Genomic DNA, 17,702 nt, shown 5'->3' on the forward strand with positions numbered 1-17,702 from the left:
TATGGAAGCAGGAGAACGGGCTTCTTTGAAACAGAAAGAAATCCAGGGCATCTACCGGGTTTTGGATGTAAATTTCAATCGCCTCCGGGAGGCGTTGCGGGTTATTGAAGAATTTGTCAGGTTTATCAGAACAGATGCACATTATTCTTCGGAGATAAAAACGCTTCGCCATTCTCTTCGGGAGTTGGAAGAAGGAGTCGACAGCCGGCATCTGATTGCCAACCGGGATACGTCGACCGATCCCTTTTCGCGATCCAATTCCGCACGGGAGCAAGACAGAAAGGGTGCCGATGAAGTGCTTGCTGCGAATTTCAAGCGGGCACAGGAAGCATCACGGGTTATTGAAGAGTATATTAAATTAACAGATACCGCGCATCTTTCAGCAACGGCGAAAACACTGCGGTTTTCATTGTATTCGCTCGAAAAAAAATTCAGAGAGAACTATATTGGCTGAGAAAAAAAGAAAAGCAAAGAACGAAAAGCAGAATCCAAAAGAGCAGCATGATGTCGCCCGGGAAATATGGGGCGTGGTTTTTTTAGGCCTCGGCACACTGGTGCTGATTTCCCTGATTACCCATTTCATTCAGGGAAGAGATAATCTCCTTGGTCCACTCGGAAGGAATCTGGCCGACGGCCTCATTTATATCTTCGGGAATATTCCATCATTTGTCTTCCCGCTCTCAATTTTCTTTCTGGGCTGGTCGCAAATCAAAGGCTCATCCCTTAACACCCGCATAATGCTGTACGCATCACTGTTCACTTTCGAAATCTGTCTTCTGCTTGCCATACCCTCCATACCGATCACCAGCTTCGGTACGAACCTTATCGGCAAGGCAACCGCATATCTGATTTATACACCCACCATTTTCGGAACCCATAAGTTCGGTCCCTATTTTCTGACATTCATCGCTCTGGCGGTTACGACACTGGCGGCATTCCGAATAAACGTCTATCCGTTGTTCAAAAAAGCGGGATTCTATATCAGGGAAGTGTTCTTTATATTACGGGAAAAGTTAAAAGCCCGGTTTAAAACTGCCCCTGTTCCGGCAACCGCACCGAACCAGGGGACCTCCGATACTATAACTCAGACAAAGAGCGATACTTCCACAGGGACCACGAAGTCGACAAAAAAGGAATCGGGCGGCAAATCCAAAGGTGAAGAGAAAACTCAGGAGCAGATCGACGAAGAACTCGCTCAGTTCCGGGCCAAAAAGAATGAACCTATCAAGATCACGACCGAAGAAGAGACGCCGGTAAACAGTGGCGATGATACCGGTACGGATGACAGGGAGGAGGATATTCGGCAAGAAGAGCCGGTTATCACCCAGGAGCCGGTGCCGTCACAGGAGGATGCTGATGAGGACGGTGATGAAGAGAGAGATGATGATTTTCCCGACGATTATTACAAGGTTCCGGTAAAAGACAAGGCCAAGCCCAAACCCAGAAAAGCATCAAAGCCCTATGTAATACCCTCGCCTGAGGTCATGAAAGATCCTCCCCCCTACTCGAGCTTTATCGACAGGGATGGAATCCAGGAGAATTCCCATACTCTCGAAAAAACGCTCATGAATTTCGGGATTGAAGGTAAGGTGGTCAATGTCAGTCCGGGGCCGGTTATTACCCGCTATGAGATGGCCCTGGCGCCGGGTATCAAAGTAAGCCGGATCGTGAACCTTCAGGATGACATCGCCATGGCCGTGGGAGGTCAGCGAATCCGTATCCAGGCACCGATTCCCGGAAAGGCGGCAATCGGTATAGAACTTCCAAATACAAACCGGCAGAATGTCTATTTCAAGCAGATCCTTCTCTCCGACGCGTTCAAGAATTCACGGGCAAAGCTGCCGTTGATCATCGGAAGAAACATTTCGGGTAACCCCTTTGTCACCGATATTGCAAAGATGCCGCATCTTCTGATCGCGGGTCAGACCGGTTCGGGAAAAAGCGTGTGTATCAACTCCTTTCTCTGCAGCCTTCTGATGACAATGAAACCCGATGAACTTCGTTTGATTCTTATCGATCCCAAGAAAGTTGAGTTGTCCTATTATGCGGGTATTCCTCATCTTATGGCGCCGGTTGTTACCGAATCCAAGGAGGCGGTCAAAGCGCTTCACTGGGGCCAGATGGAGATGGATCGCCGCTACAGAATGCTTGCAAAAGTAGGCGCCAGAAACATCGAATCGTTCAATAACAAGGTCAATGCAGGAAAAATTGAAGAGGGCTCAATTCCAAATTGGGACAATAAACCACTTCCCTTTATCGTTATAGTAGTAGATGAACTCGCCGATTTGATGCTCACGGCGTCCAAGGATGTTGAAGCGAGTATTCAGCGGATAGCTCAACTTGCCCGGGCAGTCGGCATTCATCTGATAATCGCCACCCAACGGCCGTCAGTTGATATCATAACAGGACCAATCAAGGCTAATTTGACATCACGAATAGCATTCCGCACCATTCAGGCGACCGATTCCCGTACCATCCTTGGCCATGTGGGCTCAGAGAAGCTTCTTGGACTGGGTGATATGCTCTTTCTTCGAAGCGGCGCTCCGGATATCGAACGGTATCACGGGGCTTTTATTTCCGAAGAAGATGTCGAATTGATTGTCGATAACATCAAGGCTCAGGGGGTCGAAGTTGAGCAGATCCAGAGTTTTGAGGAAGCGACCCGGGAAGGCGGGAGCAGCGAGAGTTTTATGGATGACGGCGACCGGGATGAGCTTTTTGAAGAAGCCGCCGAATTGATCGTCATGATCGGCCAGGGATCGACCTCCATGCTCCAGCGGCGCATGAAAATCGGTTACGCCCGTGCAGGCCGTGTTATGGATGAACTCGAACGCGCAGGAATTGTCGGCCCCTCGGAAGGCAGCAAGGTCAGAGAAGTTTTGGTGAAACCCGATGAGCTTTCAGAACATCTGGCAACCATTCGATAGTACAATATCAACACCTTTTAAAAGGAATTTATTGTGAAAACCGCGAAAACAAAAAGCATCGTATTTCTTCTTGTATCGGCTTTTATGATCTGCAGCTTTGCCCAGCAGGAGCCGCCGATCATGAACAAAGTCAGGAAAAAGTACCGTGCCGACAAAACCATGAAAACGGCCTTTGAACTGAGCATCTACTGGAAAATCCGGGACCGGGAAGAGAAAAAAAACGGTCACCTGTTTCTTGCTCCCGACAACAAATTCAGAGTTGAACTGGGCGATGCTGTCTGGGTATGCGACGGCCGTACCTGGTGGCAGTACAGCAAAGCCACCGAACAGGTAATAATCAAATATTTACTCGATGTTGACTTATCTCATCACCCCACACGTATTCTAACTGCCCATTTGAACGAAAGAAAATTCACGCTGAAAGAAAAAGACGGCGCCTACACGGTTGTAGATGCGGTCATCGATCCGGAAAAAGAAAAATCACATGCATCGACAATCCGCCTGTGGATTGACAGCAAAAGCGGTATCATTCACAAGCTGATGGTTGTCGATACAAAAGGAAACATAAGCACCTATACGTTTAAAAAGACCCGTATAGGCGAGCAAATTCCAGAGGAGATGTTCCGATTTGAAGTTCCGAAGGATGCAAAAATTCTTGATATGCGGGAATAATTTCTTTACTCCGGCATTGACCGTCCTGCTAACCGCCTGCCTGGTGAAAGCCACCAACGAAATCACCAGCAATGATATATACCGGCTGGAAGGCAGAAATGATACGCTGTGGATGATTACGGCCAAGGGGATCAATTTCACCGTGGTTGAATCGGACAGTTTATCATGGTGGGGATATAAATCGAATGAAATGGTGTTGGGCGAAAAATATGCCTCCCTGGCATTCGGCGGCAACCAGGTTTTCGTGCCCCTTGCCCCCAAGAACCTTGCCGACCCTAATTCTATCTGGGTTTACGATCTGCCTTCAGGGGACATCGCTTCTATTACGATTCCATGGAATAATCAGTGGCTCACTACCCTGCAGGACTCCCTGGATTCAATGGAGATCTATTTCCAGGTTTATGATTGTGCCCTGCCTCCGGTTTCCCCGCAGAGGCCACGCAAGCTCTGGGCGGCACGATGGTATGGGGGCCTCGTTGAGTGGGATTTAAGCGCCCAAACCGGCGTAGTCCATATTCCCGGCGATCCGCTTCCCTATGCAGCGGAGTCCTTTCCTTCAAAGGAGCTGAAATATTATCCCGATAGCACCAATGCAGTTGCTGCAATAACAACAACCGGTCACGATGATTCTCTGGATATCTGGGTCCTGACTCCCGGGAGAATATGGAAGTTTGAACCCGCTGCTGCGGATTCATTCTGGACTCCACTCAGCGATTCTATTGACGATTCCACCCGTACGGTCAAAGAATTTTCTGGGTTTTATGTTCACCCAAAAGACAGTGAAACCGTTCTTTTTTCCGATATCATAACCACCCCGGTATCGGGCGATACCACAACAACCGTGTCTCTCTACAAATACGATTTCGACAGGGAACGATGGAACCTTTTTCTCCCCGAATCACCCAATGCCCTTACCTTTGGTTTCGATGATACCCTCTATGTTGTCATCAATAATAAGATACTTGCTTATAAAGATACTTTTCCCGCTGATGTTGTCATTCCGAATACGCATTTTACCACGCGCCTTTCTGCCGACGGAGCACCTCCTCCATCCGAAATAAATGACATTTTATTTGTTCCGCAAAACAGCGATACCGCTCTTTTCTGGATAGCCTCCAATCAGGGAATCTATTTCAGCAGAAATGAGACCTACGATGAAAAAAACACGATCCCCTTTATTCATGAATTTCGATCTCCGGCTGTTGCGGGCGGGTTGTCGCAGACCTATTTCTACCCCGGCATTTTAAAGCCCACCCTCTATGGCGAGGATGTACCGAAGGGTTATTTTGCCTATAATTTGTCAAAAAACGCCACGGTCACAATCAAGATTTACGACTGGAACATGGACCTTGTCAAAACCGTTATCGACGGTGCTCCGCGGATCAAGGGAGCATCGAGAAAAAGCGGCCGCAGCACGGTAAAGCATGAAGACAACTGGGATGGCCGCAATATGGCCGGCGACCATGTTGCCCCCGGCGTGTACTATTATAAAATTTCATCCAGCGAAGGAGAGCGGGCATTCGGGAAAATCGTTGTCGCCCGGTAGAGTCAATGAATATGAACATGAAAAAAGGAATACCCATTCTTATCCTTCTGGGAATTATGGCCTTCCGGAGCATGGCGTCAACTTATCTCGGCGGTCTGGCTGGCGCCTATCTTCGCCCGCCGGTGGGAGCAACCGCGGCGGCCATGGGCGGCGCCCAAACCGCGGCGCCATCATACCTCAGCCCCTGGTGGAACCCCGCCCTGCTCTCGACCACCGGTGAACGGAAAGTATCGCTGGGTACCGGCTACCGTTCTCTCGGACGGCTTGAAGGATGTTCTTCGCTGGAGCTGCGAATCCGCCGCCTGGGACTCGGGATTATGCTCCTGTACCGGGGGGATCCGTATATCTCCGGTCTGGTCGATCAGGATGAGTATGAAATCGATCCGGTCTCCTACACCACGGTCACTTCGAAGATGGGTTTCAGCTATCTGCTCACCCGCCGTTTGTCGGTGGGCGCGGCGCTGGGGATCTTCTACCAGAGCCTTCCGGCCTACGATAACTATCCGCTGGATAAAACCAACGAGTGGTCGTTTGTGATCGGCGGTATCGATCTTGCCGCCCACTATAAGCTCCACGACAATCTCTCTTTGGGCCTGGTCCTGAAAAATCTGAATGTCACCGAAGACTGGCAGTTTGAAACCGGCACCCTGAGTTCTACCAATACCCGGAGTGTTCCCCCGACAGTTAATATCGGAAGTCAATACACCACAAATGTTTTAGGCAAGCCCTTTATCTGGAACTGCGATGTAGTTGCGTACCTTATCGACGGGAACATATCCAGTCTCGACCATAAGACCGCGGTGCTCAGCAACGGCGTCGAGTGGCGGATGTGGGAATCCTTATATTTACGTGCAGGAATAGGCGACCTGGCCTTTGACAGCGATATCTTCGATGACCGGGACACCTACGAGCAGGGTTTTTCGCTGCGCGCCACCGCCGGATTTTCCGCCGATCTTTCAGGAGTCAGGGAAGGTCTCCGGCTTAACTATGGTTTATCAAACAGTAAGATACTGTCCGGTGCAAATCAGCAGGTGGACATTACCTATTCTTTTTAGAACATTATGAAAAAAAACAAATTGCCCCAAGCGTTGTTCTTATCGATCGTTATTGCCGCAGCAGTGGCATCCTTTGTTTATGCCGATACCGACAGTGACGCCGCCGATATCGGCTTTCACTTTCTGGAGGAGCCGATCAACCCCCGTCTCATCGCCATGGGCTCGGCCGGCGCGGCCATGCCGGCCAAGGGATTTTCCTTTTATAATCCGGCGATCATCTCGCTTATCGAACGGAATTATCTGGCGGTCGAATACGGGCAACAGAACAGAGCAGATTTGCGTCGTGGAACATTCGAGACCGCCTGGAACCTGGACAAATGGTTTTTCGGGGCGAATTTCAACTCCTTTTCGGTCCAGGATATCATCCCGGCCGATGAACGGGGTATTTCCACAGGCCCCCGCTTTTCATGGCAGCAAACCCATCTTCACCTGGCGGCTGGCTTTACAAAGGATCAATTCGCCGCGGCGTTCCTTGTCACCGGCGCACAGGACAAGCTGGCCGGCTACACCGCCTACGGTCTGGGCCTGGGCCTGGGAATCACCTACAGTATCATACCCGGAAAACTCGTGGCTGGCGGCGCAGGATTTAATCTCACCGAAGCCTCCGATGATATCCGGACGTCTACCGGCATGCTCGAAGAAACAAAAACTTTCGGTCACGGCGCCGACCTTCCGCTTACCGGACGGGCCGGCGTGACCTGGACCGATACAATCAAAAAAGTCGCCTATTCGGCGACCTGCGATATTACCTATCGTGAAGTTAACGACATGATCATGGTCCCTCTGGGTATCGAGGTCCGGCCAATCGAACCGCTGGCGGTTCGCATGGGTAAAAGATTCGGTCACGATACCGAACTGATCAATTTCGGCATGGGACTCAATGTTTCCCCTCTCCGGTTCGACCTGGCATTTGTAATCCCGAAACTTGTTTCCGATGTCGAATTGAAATGGCTCTTTGGCTTGACTTACGGCCTTGTCCCACAGAAGAAAGAACCGGCCGGCCGGAAAGCATCGCAACCGGCCCACAGGAAGATATCTCGTCCCGTAAAGAAAAAGGCAAAAAAACTGACCCCCAAAGCCGATGTCATTCACATCGAAGAAGCACCGGTGCCTTCAGAAACAAAATCCGATCCCACAATGACAACCGAAGTACGCGGCAGCCTTCCGGGACCGGAAACATCGGCAGAACCCCCGGCCGATACCGCTGCAAAAAATACCGAAAAGACATTGGTACCGGAAGAAGAAACCGGATCGCCCGAAGAAATGGATACACTCCAGACTCGTTCAAACAAGCCCGGTAATGAAGGTGGAAATTTGGATACTCTTATTGAAGAAATTGAGGACAGTGACGAACTTATCATAGAGGAGACACCCGAAATTGCAGAAGATGCAGAAGACCGGGAACCTCAATTGGAAAAGCAGTCACCCGACCTTTCCTCCGAAGAAACCGACAGTTCTATTTCGGATTAAAGGAACAAGGTAGACGCTCCATTTCAGGAGCCACATCAGGATAACTGCCTAAAACCTTGTTATCTTTAATGTTCTGAAAAAAAATGCTTATAAAAATAATAGCTTTTTTTCTTTTATAATGATATAGTATATTCTAATAATGTGTCAGTGACATGTCTTTTATTCGTTTAAAACATTTTCAAAATAAATTTAACAGGGTTGGCCCATGAATTTTTCACGTTTTTTTTCAAATAATCTGGGAATTGATTTAGGGACCGCAAACACGCTCATTTATGTCAGTAATCGGGGCCTTCTTATCGATGAGCCCTCTGTTGTAGCACTTGACAAGGAGTCCAAGAAGGTCGAAAAGATCGGTCTTGAGGCAAAACGCATGCTGGGAAGAACTCCCGGTGAGATTGAAGCAATCCGGCCTATGAAAGATGGGGTTATTGCCGATTTTGACCTTGTTGAACAGATGTTGAAGTATTTTATCAAGAAAGTCCAGCGATCACCTTTATTCATGCGCCCCCGTGCGGTCATTGGAGTTCCCTCCGGCATTACCGAAGTTGAAAAACGCGCGGTAAAGGATTCTGCTGAGAGCGCAGGTGTTCGTGAAGTTTATCTGGTTGCCGAACCCATGGCCTCAGCGATCGGCATGGATATCCCGGTTGAAGAGCCTTCGGGAAACATGGTGGTCGACATCGGAGGCGGCACAGCCGAAATCGCAGTGCTCGCCCTTTCCGGAATGGTTTGCGACATGTCGGTCCGTATCGGCGGTGATGAAATGGATGAAGCAATTGTTTCGTACCTGAAGAAGACCTATAACCTTCTGGTTGGTGAGAGCACTGCCGAACAAATCAAGATAGAGATCGGCTCAGCCTTTCCCCTGGAAGACGAGCTTGAGATGGAGGTAAAGGGCCGCGATCTGGTTGCGGGTATTCCCAAAACGCTGCGGATCACCTCCACTGAAATCAGGGATGCCCTGAATGAGCCGGTATCCACAATTGTCGAGGCGGTCAAACAGGCGCTGGAACAGACTCCGCCGGAACTGTCTGCCGATATTCTCGATAAGGGCATTGTCATGACCGGTGGCGGCTCGCAGCTGCGGGGTCTCGATGAACGCCTGCGCCAGGAAACGAACCTTCCGGTAAATGTAATCGACGAACCTTTGACCTGTGTCGCGCGCGGGGCGCTGAAAATAATTGAAAACCTCGAAAAGTACCGGGCGGTCCTTTTCAACTCCCGGCGCTCGAGATAGTATTAATTTTTAACCCTATTCGCCTAAGCAAAGCGTTCTTTCATGCTCTGGATTTTTCAGTTTATTGTTCGCCATCATACCTTCTCTTCTCTTATCGTCACGGTCCTTCTCAGCTTATGGATGCTTTCGATGCCGCCGCAACAACAGAAACAGATGTCCAGAATATTGACTCTCTCGATTTTTTATCCCTTTCAGTACACAATAAGTTTGTCCGGAAGAGTTAAAAATATCTTTGCCGAAAACAAAAGGCTTCGTCAAAAGGTAGCAACCCTGACGACACGAAATGCCGCTCTGGAGCAATATGCCGAAGAAAATGAGCGATTAAAAGACCTGCTCTCCATTACCATGGAGTCCCCCTATTCGCTTCAGGCAGCCCATGTGGTTGTCAGAGAGCCCTCACACCAGATGAGAAGTCTTATTATCAATGCCGGTCATAACAAGGGCGTTCTCAGATATATGCCGGTGATAACTCAAAATGGTATTGTCGGCAAGATAATTCAGGTCCTTCCCCACCTCAGCCAGGTTCAGCTTATCAAAGATCCGTCGTGTAAAACCTCAGTAATGATCAAAAGAAGCAGGGCTGTGGGAATTCTGGAAACCGATGAAGGCGATAAATTCTACGTCCGTTTAAGAAATCATGAGGATGTTACCGAAAACGATACGATTATTACCTCCGGGTTGGGCGGGATATTCCCCCAGGGCCTGCATACCGGAAGTGTGGCGCGGGTTACCGAAGATGCTAATCCCCTGTTCAAACGGGTATACATAAAACCATTTGTAAATTTTGACCGTATCGAGGAAGTGTTTGTCATTCTGCTCCCTCCCCAATGGTCAGCATTCCAGAGTGAAAAAGACTCATTGATTGCCGAGGAATAATGTCGACTATTCTGAAATGGATTGCAGTTTTCATTCTTTGCATAATTCTTCAAAGCACACTCATGCATTCCATCTCGATTAGGGGAGTCATCCCGGATATTACCTTTATTGCACTCTTTCTCCTGGCGATCAATCACGGTCCTCTGGCCGGACTCTATGCCGGATTCCTTCTGGGCGTTTCACAGGACCTCTATTCTCCTTCAATTTTGGGCCAGAATGCCCTTGCAAAGACAATTATCGGCAGCCTTATGGGTCTTTTTAATGAAAAAATGATGCGTACCGAACCTTTGCTCAGAATGGTTATCCTTTTTATCGCGTTTTTTGTTCATGACAGCATCTTTTCGATTGCCTCGATCATCAAGAATTCAGCTCCCCTATCGATGTTGTTTAATGAGTTAATATCAGAAACGCTGCCACGTAGTATTTATTCGATGCTCCTGCTCTCGTTGGTGTATGTATGGAGCTATTTTCTTAAACCTTATTTTGTAAAATGAGCGACGGAAATGCCTCGAGGTTCACGAGCTCAGGACGAGCAACAGGAACGAATTTATAAAAGCCTGATATTATCGGTTGCCCTCGCCGCATTTTTTTGTATTCTGATGATTCGCCTGTTTTATATCCAGGTGATTCAGGCGGAAACAAACATCAAACTGTCAAAAGAAAACCGGATGCAGCTCAGGGTTCTTCAGGCCCCCCGCGGACAGATATTCGATCGTAACGGCGTTGCGCTGGCCCGTAACCGTCCCTCCTATTCCCTCTGCATTCTTCCCTACCAGATCAAAGACCGTGATGCAGTTACCAAAAAATTGCTTAAAATTACCAGTCAGGAAGACGAAACGATTTTTGCCGACAGCGCAGAACTGAATGCCCGTTTGCGGAAAGCACGATATCGCCGTTTTGATGCTACCCGTATTAAAGAAGACATATCCATGGAAGTGATCAGCATCATTGAGGAACACTCCATGGAACTTCCCGGCGTCATTACCGAAATCGAGTCCCGCCGGGAATATCCTCTTGGCCCTGCAGCATTTCATGTATTAGGGTATATGGGTGAGATTCCCGAAAAAAAATTCGAGTCATTAAAAGAGCAGGGATATCATTACGGCGATGTTATTGGCAAGGCAGGGCTGGAATATGAGTACGAGGATATTTTCAGAGGAGAAACCGGACAGGAGTATGTTGAAGTCAACGCTTACGGCAAGCGGCTGGGAGCGATCGAAAACATGCCTCGGAATGAGCCTGAATCCGGCCTGGATGCCTACATAACTCTCGATGCCGATTTGCAGATGCTTGCACAGGAGCAGTTCCCCGATTCTCTTCGGGGCGCCGTGGCAATGATCAATCCTCAAAACGGTGAGGTGCTCTGCATGTTCAGTAATCCATCGGCGGACCCCAATATCTTTTCCATGGCAACAAACCTCAGGAGCAAACAGTGGACCACGATTGCAACCGATTCTGATCTTCCGCTCAACAACCGGGCAATCGGCGGCACCTACACACCCGGCTCGACCTTCAAGCTGGTAAGCGCTACAGCCGGTCTGGCTAGTGGAGAAATCACCGAAAGATCACGGATGTCCCGTCCATGCACCGGCGCGTACCGGATCGGAAACAGGGTAGCCCGCTGCTGGTACGCAAAAGGTCATGGAGCACTTCGCCTTCCCGATGCAGTCAGAGTGTCGTGCAATGTCTTCTTTTATCAGCTCGGTTTGAAGATCGGCGATGATGTCATCAGCAAATATGCTCATCTTTTAGGCCTGGGCCAACCCACCGGCATCGATCTTCCGGGAGAACGCCCAGGATGGATCTGCAGTGAGGAATCCTACAACAAACGACATAAACGCCGCGGATGGACCTGGACCCGGGGGATTGTGCTCGATGTCGCAATCGGGCAGCAGCATATTGTCACCCCCCTGCAACTGGCATGCATGATCGGCGCACTCGGTAACGGCACGTATCTCTATGAACCGTTCCTGGTAAAGGAATTACGGACTTCCAGCGGCATTGTCGTCAAGCAGACAGCACCAAAGATAAAAAGTAAAATTGAACTGGATTCCGCAACCGTGACAACGATGCGGAAAACAATGGAGAGTGTTGTCAATCCGGGCGGAACAGGATGGCGATCGGCCGTTCCCGGGATCCCGGTGGGAGGAAAAACCGGTAGTGCAGAGTGGAAAAAAGGAGAAAAAACCCATGCGCTTTTCGTTGCCTGTGCTCCTGTCGTCAACCCGGTGGTGGCAATCGCTGTGGTTGTCGAAAATGCAGGTCACGGCGGTTCGGTCGCCGCTCCGATTGCCGGAGAACTCCTTCGATACTATTTTGAAAACAAAGATGAAGGCATACAACTGGTTGAACAGTATGCCGCAATGGAATAACTGAGGAACAGCAGAGCAATGCCCGATCTGGAAAAACGAACAGGTTTTGATTTTTCATTTTTCTTTACTGCAACAGGGTTATGGATCCTGGGTATCCTCCTGATTTACAGCGCGACTCATATCCATGAATCGGGCCCTCTTGCCGGCGTTGCCCGGAACCAGATTGTCTGGGTTACCATCGCAGTAGTTATCGTTTTAGGCGTAGTGTCGATTCCGACGGTGTTTTACTACACCTTTTCCTATGTTTTCTATGCACTGTCACTCCTGCTTCTTTTGTATGTGATATTTATGGGTACCGCCTCAAAGGGCGCTGAGCGGTGGATCGCTTTGGGTTCAATCAGAATCCAGCCGTCGGAATTTGCAAAAATCGGCCTTCTGCTGGCCCTCGCCCGCTATCTCTCGACAAAAACCATAAGCCTCGAAAAGATATCATCCTTTATCGTCCCTCTTCTGCTTATTGCCGTTCCCTTTGTTCTGGTCATGAAACAGCCCGACCTTGGAACCGCACTCGTTTTTTGTGCCATGTCACTTCCCCTGTTTTTCTGGTCCGGCTTGTCGCTTGTCGAGATATTTTTCCTTGTCTCCCCCGGTATATCACTGGCCCTTTCGGCCATACCACTGATAATGGCATTCGGCTCCGAACAGGCCGTAGGAATAGCCGGTTCTGTTCCCTGGGGAATATTTTTTCTTATCCTCTGCGGAATACTCTATGTTACCCGTCCGAATATGATAATTCTTGTCAGCGTTATTATCCTCAACCTCTTTACTTCGGGCATAACGACCCTGGTCTGGAATACGTTCTTAAAGGATTATCAGAAAATGCGGATAATCAGTTTTATCGATCCCCAGCAGGACCCCTCGGGCGCAGGATACCAGGTAATCCAGTCCAAGGTTGCTATCGGCTCGGGACACCTTTTCGGCAAAGGATATCTCAAAGGCACGCAAACTCGCCTCTCCTTTCTTCCCGAGCAGCATACCGATTTTATTTTTTCGGTTTTAGGAGAGCAGTTCGGGCTTGTAGGATGTTTCTTTGTGCTGTTTTTGTTTCTATTTCTTATCGTCAGGGGTTATCTTACTACCCAGACCATAAAAAACCGATATACCAACCTTCTGGTTGTAGGATCGGTATCGATTATCGGTTTTCATATATTCGTTAATATTGCCATGACACTGGGCATGATGCCTGTCACGGGCCTGCCGCTTCCCTTTTTAAGTTACGGCGGTTCGTTCACCTTTACCCTTGCGATCCTCGTAGGATTTATTTTAAATGCACGCGTGAACAGACAGGATTTTTAAACTCGAAACTCGAAATTCGAATTATAAGAAAGGTTAGATACAATGCACCCCACGCTTATCAATATTTTTGGATTTCCGATTCATTCCTACGGCTTCATGCTGGCACTCTCCTTTCTCTTCGGAATCTGGCTCTCATCCCACAGGGCCAAAAACAGAAGCCTCGATCCGACCGTAGTGTCCGATGTTGGTTTTTATGTGATTCTCGCCGCCATTATCGGTGCGCGACTCTATTATGTATTGCTTCATTTTGAAGAATTCCAAGGCAATATCATAAATATATTCAACCCGGTACAAAACGGGCTTGCAAACCTTGGCATCGGGGGCCTGGTCATGTATGGCGGCTACATCGGCGCCATTGTTGCAGGAGTGCTCTATTTCAACATTAAAAAACAGCCGTTTCTCCCCTATGCCGATGCAATCGCACCCAGTGTGGGGTTTGGCATATTTTTAACCCGGATCGGCTGTTTCCTCAATGGTTGCTGCTACGGCTCTCATACTCATGCCCCGATCGGCGTCGAATTTCCTCCCGGTTCTCCGGCCGGCGCCTATCAGGAGGAAATCGGCCGGAAACTTGCCCTCGAATTGGGCCATGCAGTGGAACATGTCCCCCTCTGGCCGTCTCAACTCTTTCTGTCCGCCGGCGGATTGATCATAGGAATTACCATCCTTTTAGCAGGAAGAAAAAAGCTTTTCACCGGCTTTGAGTTCTACCTCACCGGACTCCTCTATTCTATTCTGCGATTCGCCGTCGATTTTACCCGGTTCTATGCACCCGACGAAAAGCTTGGCGGTCTCAGTCATAACCAGATTGTCTGTATCGTACTGTTCCTGATTTTTACCGGGCTTATCCTTAAAAATGTCCTTTTCAACGATATTACACCCGCTCCGGTGCCGGTTGAAAAGGAACCGTCGGAAACGCCGACCGAACAGCCCAACCAGGGCTCTCCCGGAAGGGAAACAAACCAGGAACAAAATCGGGGAAACAATGAAGCAATGGAGTAATCCCGATATGCTCAAGGCAGATCCAAAGGTGGAGTAATGGATACGAAACATACAACCGCGCCTGCTCCACCTTTATCCGTCAAAGACACTACCCACTCCTCCAACACTCCGGCACTCGCCTACTCCATTCTTCGAAAAGCATTTACTAATGCAATGCACTTCATTTTCCCTCCTCTGTGCATTATCTGCACCGGACCTCGTGCAGAAAAAAACCGCTGGTTCTGTATCAACTGTTTGGAAAAGCTGAAAAAAAACAATGCCGGTCGCGACGCCTGTCCCCGGTGTTCTCAAAACAGAGCAATTCGCCCATGCACCTGCGAGATGGTATGGGACCATCCCTTCGAAAGAATATATTCCCTCTTTGATTTCGATGAAACCATACAGTCCATCGTCCATAACATTAAATACAGAGGGAAAAGCCGACTCGCCTTTGATACAGCCCTCCTTCATGCCGCCAAAATCCCTGTTGAATTTGTTGAAACCACCGATGTAATTATCCCGGTGCCGCTCCACTTTTTCCGGAAAATGAGCCGGGGCTATAATCAGGCGGAATTCTTAGCCCGAGGATTTGCTCACGGATGCAGCAGACAGATGCCGATCTATACCGATATTCTGATCCGGAAACGACAAACCAAATCCCAGACTACCCTCGATAAAGAGGAACGCCAATCCAACCTCAAAAAAGCCTTCACAATCCCATCCTCAAAAGCCTCTTCCCTGAAAAACAAACGAATCCTCTTAATCGACGACGTCGTCACCACCGGCGCGACAACCGGTTATTGCGCCACGGCACTGCTCGAAGCCGGAGCACGGTCGGTGAACGTGGTAAGCTTGGCAAGAGACTAAGAGTCCCTAACAAAATGAAGTCCTACTCCGGCCGGCTGCTAAAACCCATTGGCTTCGTTTGGCTGCATCGCCATATCTCAGCGGATATGTCTGCTTCGCCTGCCTCGCCACTGGGTCTTCTCGCTCAGCCATCGTTACGTACCTCATTTTGTTAGGGACTCTAAATGAAGGGTATCGGTTCAATCCAAAGAGAAAAAGAGACGGCATTTCATAGCTGAAGCCGGAACCATAAAAACCAGCAAATCCCCCTCCACCATTGCAAACTTTTTTCCGGAATGTTATTTTATAATGCCTGAAAATAACGGAGGACTAGCATAATTGGTAATGCAGCGGTCTTGAAAACCGCCGTCCTTTGGACTTGGGGGTTCGAGTCCCTCGTCCTCCGCCATGATAATAAGAGCCCTTTTGTAAGTCATTGCAAAAGGGCCTTTTTTATGTGCCGATTTTTTACTTGCAATTATCCATGAATGAATTGTCCGGTGAGCCATTCAAAGGGAGCTAAAAACCATGATCCTGTTTGCCCACAAGCCCGATGCAGTCCTCCATAAAATGTTGTGCGACATTTTCGCCAACGCAGTTATCGACCTCCGGGTATCGGCGCATTATAACGACGAGGTTGTACCTTATATATCCGATGAATGCCTGCAGATGTTCATGGGCCCCCGCACACTGCTTGGGGTAGTGGAAAAACTCAAGGCAGCCTATGTCGCCGAGGAAATATATGAAGTCTCTCCCTATTATTTTTTCTTGATCGACGATCTGCTGCAAATGTGTATTGAATTGTACAACGACGGGACCAGTTTTTTTGAAGAAGACATCCTGGTTCACCCTTCGGGCCGAAAAATCGATCATATCGATATTTCCTTGCTGCAGAGCCACCTGTTCTTTGATCTGGATTTCAATCTCCCCCCCGACACTGCATTTCAGATAAAGGCGTGTTCCAATGGCGACAACTTCATAGGCGCACTTCCCGAAGCCCTCCGGGCTGCCTGCAGGATTCCACCGGACAATGCCGACCTCTGGATCAGACCCTGTGAAGAAGTTCACGAAGAATACGAGCATGAAGAGCTGGACTGGTTCGGTGAATGGGTGCTGGAGGATTGAGCCTCTTCCCGGCATGATAAATTCGACAGGAAGAAGATACTTTTCCCGGTTAACAGTGCAAAAGGTTGCCTGTCCCCTGGTTCATGGGTGCGAGATGCTCACTTGTCGGAATTTCTGCTGCACGCTTTTCTGTACTCATAATCGTATAATTCACTGTCCCTCACAACACAGCCGGTATGGCCGCCGTATCGCATAATCTGTGTGCATTTCGAACAGGTAATACAGCATTTGGAGGGCTCTAATTTTCCATTGACCATAATATCGCGAGGCGCATCGGGGTAGGCAAACGCCATTCGCCCCAGACCGAGCAGTGACGCTCCCCGGGTGTTGATCACACCTGCGGCGATTTGGGGGATAAACTGACGAAGCCAGGAGTATCCCGACGCAACGACCGGAATACGGGGGACCGCCTGCTGGATTTGGCGGGTGAGGGAAATAAACCGGCAAACACCGTACAATGGATGTTCAGGGTACGGCTGTACGCCCGGAACCGGTGAATCGTAGGGACGGTTAACATGAGGATTGAAATAGGGATTACCGGATGTTACATTCAGAATTGCGATTCCCAATGAGGAAAGGTCTTTTACCAGTGCCGTCGGCTCTTCGAGATCGGGAACCCGATAGTCATCTTTGTCAACACCCCAACCCCAGGGATATTCGATAGCATCGTAAACATTCATACGGGTGGTGATAACAATATCCGGCACAGTCTCTTTGATACGGGCAAGTGTCTCCCGGATGAACCTCGTTCTGTTTTCATAGGATCCGCCGTACTTACCCTCACGGGTATGGGACGCCAGAAGTTCCGATACAAGATAGCGGTGGCAGCTTTTAATATCGACGCCGTCAAAACCGGCCCGCGCCGCCAATCCGGCAGCCTCGACAAAGGTATCCTGAAGCCTGTCGAGATATTCGTCGGTAAGAAGCGGGTAATCCGTCGGAAGGTTATGTTTTGGGTCGAGGACTTTACTGTGATGAGCGATCATGGGACCTGGAGCACTGCCGGGTTTACTATAGCGGCCGGAGTGCGTCAACTGCAGGATTATCACCGGTTCACGCCCATATTCTTTATGACCCGTCTCTCTGGCGGTCTCAACAAGCCGGGCAAAGGTATCCACATTTTCACGGTTAAGGTAAAGTTGACACGGATTGGAGCGTCCTTCATGAAGGACCGCGGTTGCTTCAGCCCAGATCAGGCCGAATCCACCACGGGCGTAGCGGATGTAGCGCCTGAAACTCAGCTCTCCCGGGGAACCGTCCGTTTCGGAATCAAATCCCTCCATGGGATGAGCCACAAAA

Annotated in this window: 15 protein-coding genes and 1 tRNA gene; 15 read left to right on the plus strand and 1 reads right to left on the minus strand. The window is 49.3% G+C overall.

Annotation, left to right across the window (positions count from 1 at the left end):
- The first annotated feature begins 25 nt into the window (after positions 1–25).
- From GF401_00800 to GF401_00870, 15 genes are all read left to right on the plus strand, one after another.
- A complete protein-coding gene (locus GF401_00800) occupies positions 26–454 on the plus strand; it encodes a thiamine-phosphate pyrophosphorylase (GenBank protein ID MBD3343580.1) in 429 nt (142 codons plus the stop codon).
- Positions 447–2,927, plus strand: a complete 2,481-nt coding sequence (locus GF401_00805) for a hypothetical protein (GenBank protein ID MBD3343581.1) — start codon at positions 447–449, stop codon at positions 2,925–2,927. The genes GF401_00800 and GF401_00805 overlap by 8 nt, the downstream gene beginning before the upstream one ends.
- A 33-nt stretch (positions 2,928–2,960) precedes the next feature.
- The gene (locus tag GF401_00810) at positions 2,961–3,599 is read left to right on the plus strand and encodes a hypothetical protein (protein MBD3343582.1); all 639 of its coding nucleotides are present in this window, start codon (positions 2,961–2,963) and stop codon (positions 3,597–3,599) included.
- Positions 3,583–5,145: a hypothetical protein gene (locus GF401_00815; protein ID MBD3343583.1), complete on the plus strand. Its 1,563-nt coding sequence runs from the start codon at positions 3,583–3,585 to the stop codon at positions 5,143–5,145. Before GF401_00810 ends, GF401_00815 begins: the two co-directional genes overlap by 17 nt.
- 17 nt (positions 5,146–5,162) lie before the next feature.
- Positions 5,163–6,200 carry a hypothetical protein gene (locus GF401_00820; protein MBD3343584.1) on the plus strand — a complete coding sequence of 346 codons (1,038 nt, stop codon included), beginning with the start codon at positions 5,163–5,165 and terminating at the stop codon, positions 6,198–6,200.
- A gap of 6 nt (positions 6,201–6,206) precedes the next feature.
- Positions 6,207–7,670, plus strand: coding sequence for a hypothetical protein (locus GF401_00825; GenBank protein ID MBD3343585.1), 1,464 nt, complete (start codon positions 6,207–6,209; stop codon positions 7,668–7,670).
- Between the two features lie 205 nt (positions 7,671–7,875).
- Positions 7,876–8,907 carry an MreB/Mrl family cell shape determining protein gene (locus GF401_00830; protein ID MBD3343586.1) on the plus strand — a complete coding sequence of 344 codons (1,032 nt, stop codon included), beginning with the start codon at positions 7,876–7,878 and terminating at the stop codon, positions 8,905–8,907.
- A gap of 42 nt (positions 8,908–8,949) precedes the next feature.
- Entirely contained in the window at positions 8,950–9,783 is an 834-nt protein-coding gene (gene mreC / locus GF401_00835) for a rod shape-determining protein MreC (GenBank protein MBD3343587.1), read from the plus strand.
- Positions 9,783–10,277, plus strand: a complete 495-nt coding sequence (mreD, locus tag GF401_00840; GenBank protein ID MBD3343588.1) for a rod shape-determining protein MreD — start codon at positions 9,783–9,785, stop codon at positions 10,275–10,277. The genes mreC and mreD overlap by 1 nt, the downstream gene beginning before the upstream one ends.
- A gap of 9 nt (positions 10,278–10,286) precedes the next feature.
- Complete coding sequence (mrdA, locus tag GF401_00845; GenBank protein MBD3343589.1) at positions 10,287–12,155, plus strand: penicillin-binding protein 2; 1,869 nt, start codon at positions 10,287–10,289, stop codon at positions 12,153–12,155.
- An 18-nt stretch (positions 12,156–12,173) separates the two neighbouring features.
- Positions 12,174–13,451 carry a rod shape-determining protein RodA gene (rodA, locus tag GF401_00850; GenBank protein ID MBD3343590.1) on the plus strand — a complete coding sequence of 426 codons (1,278 nt, stop codon included), beginning with the start codon at positions 12,174–12,176 and terminating at the stop codon, positions 13,449–13,451.
- Positions 13,452–13,493: 42 nt separating this feature from the next.
- Entirely contained in the window at positions 13,494–14,453 is a 960-nt protein-coding gene (locus tag GF401_00855; protein MBD3343591.1) for a hypothetical protein, read from the plus strand.
- Positions 14,454–14,489: 36 nt separating this feature from the next.
- Positions 14,490–15,299 (plus strand): hypothetical protein, encoded by an 810-nt coding sequence (locus GF401_00860; GenBank protein ID MBD3343592.1) that lies wholly within the window; start codon positions 14,490–14,492, stop codon positions 15,297–15,299.
- Between the two features lie 303 nt (positions 15,300–15,602).
- Positions 15,603–15,687, plus strand: a tRNA-Ser gene (locus tag GF401_00865).
- Between the two features lie 119 nt (positions 15,688–15,806).
- Positions 15,807–16,403 carry a hypothetical protein gene (locus GF401_00870; protein ID MBD3343593.1) on the plus strand — a complete coding sequence of 199 codons (597 nt, stop codon included), beginning with the start codon at positions 15,807–15,809 and terminating at the stop codon, positions 16,401–16,403.
- A 98-nt stretch (positions 16,404–16,501) separates the two neighbouring features.
- Here GF401_00870 and GF401_00875 read toward each other — a convergent pair.
- Positions 16,502–17,702 (minus strand): flavin oxidoreductase/NADH oxidase (locus GF401_00875; protein ID MBD3343594.1); only part of this gene is annotated, 1,201 nt, incomplete at its 5' end.

Source organism: Chitinivibrionales bacterium (assembly GCA_014728215.1).
GTDB lineage: Bacteria > Fibrobacterota > Chitinivibrionia > Chitinivibrionales > WJKA01 > WJKA01.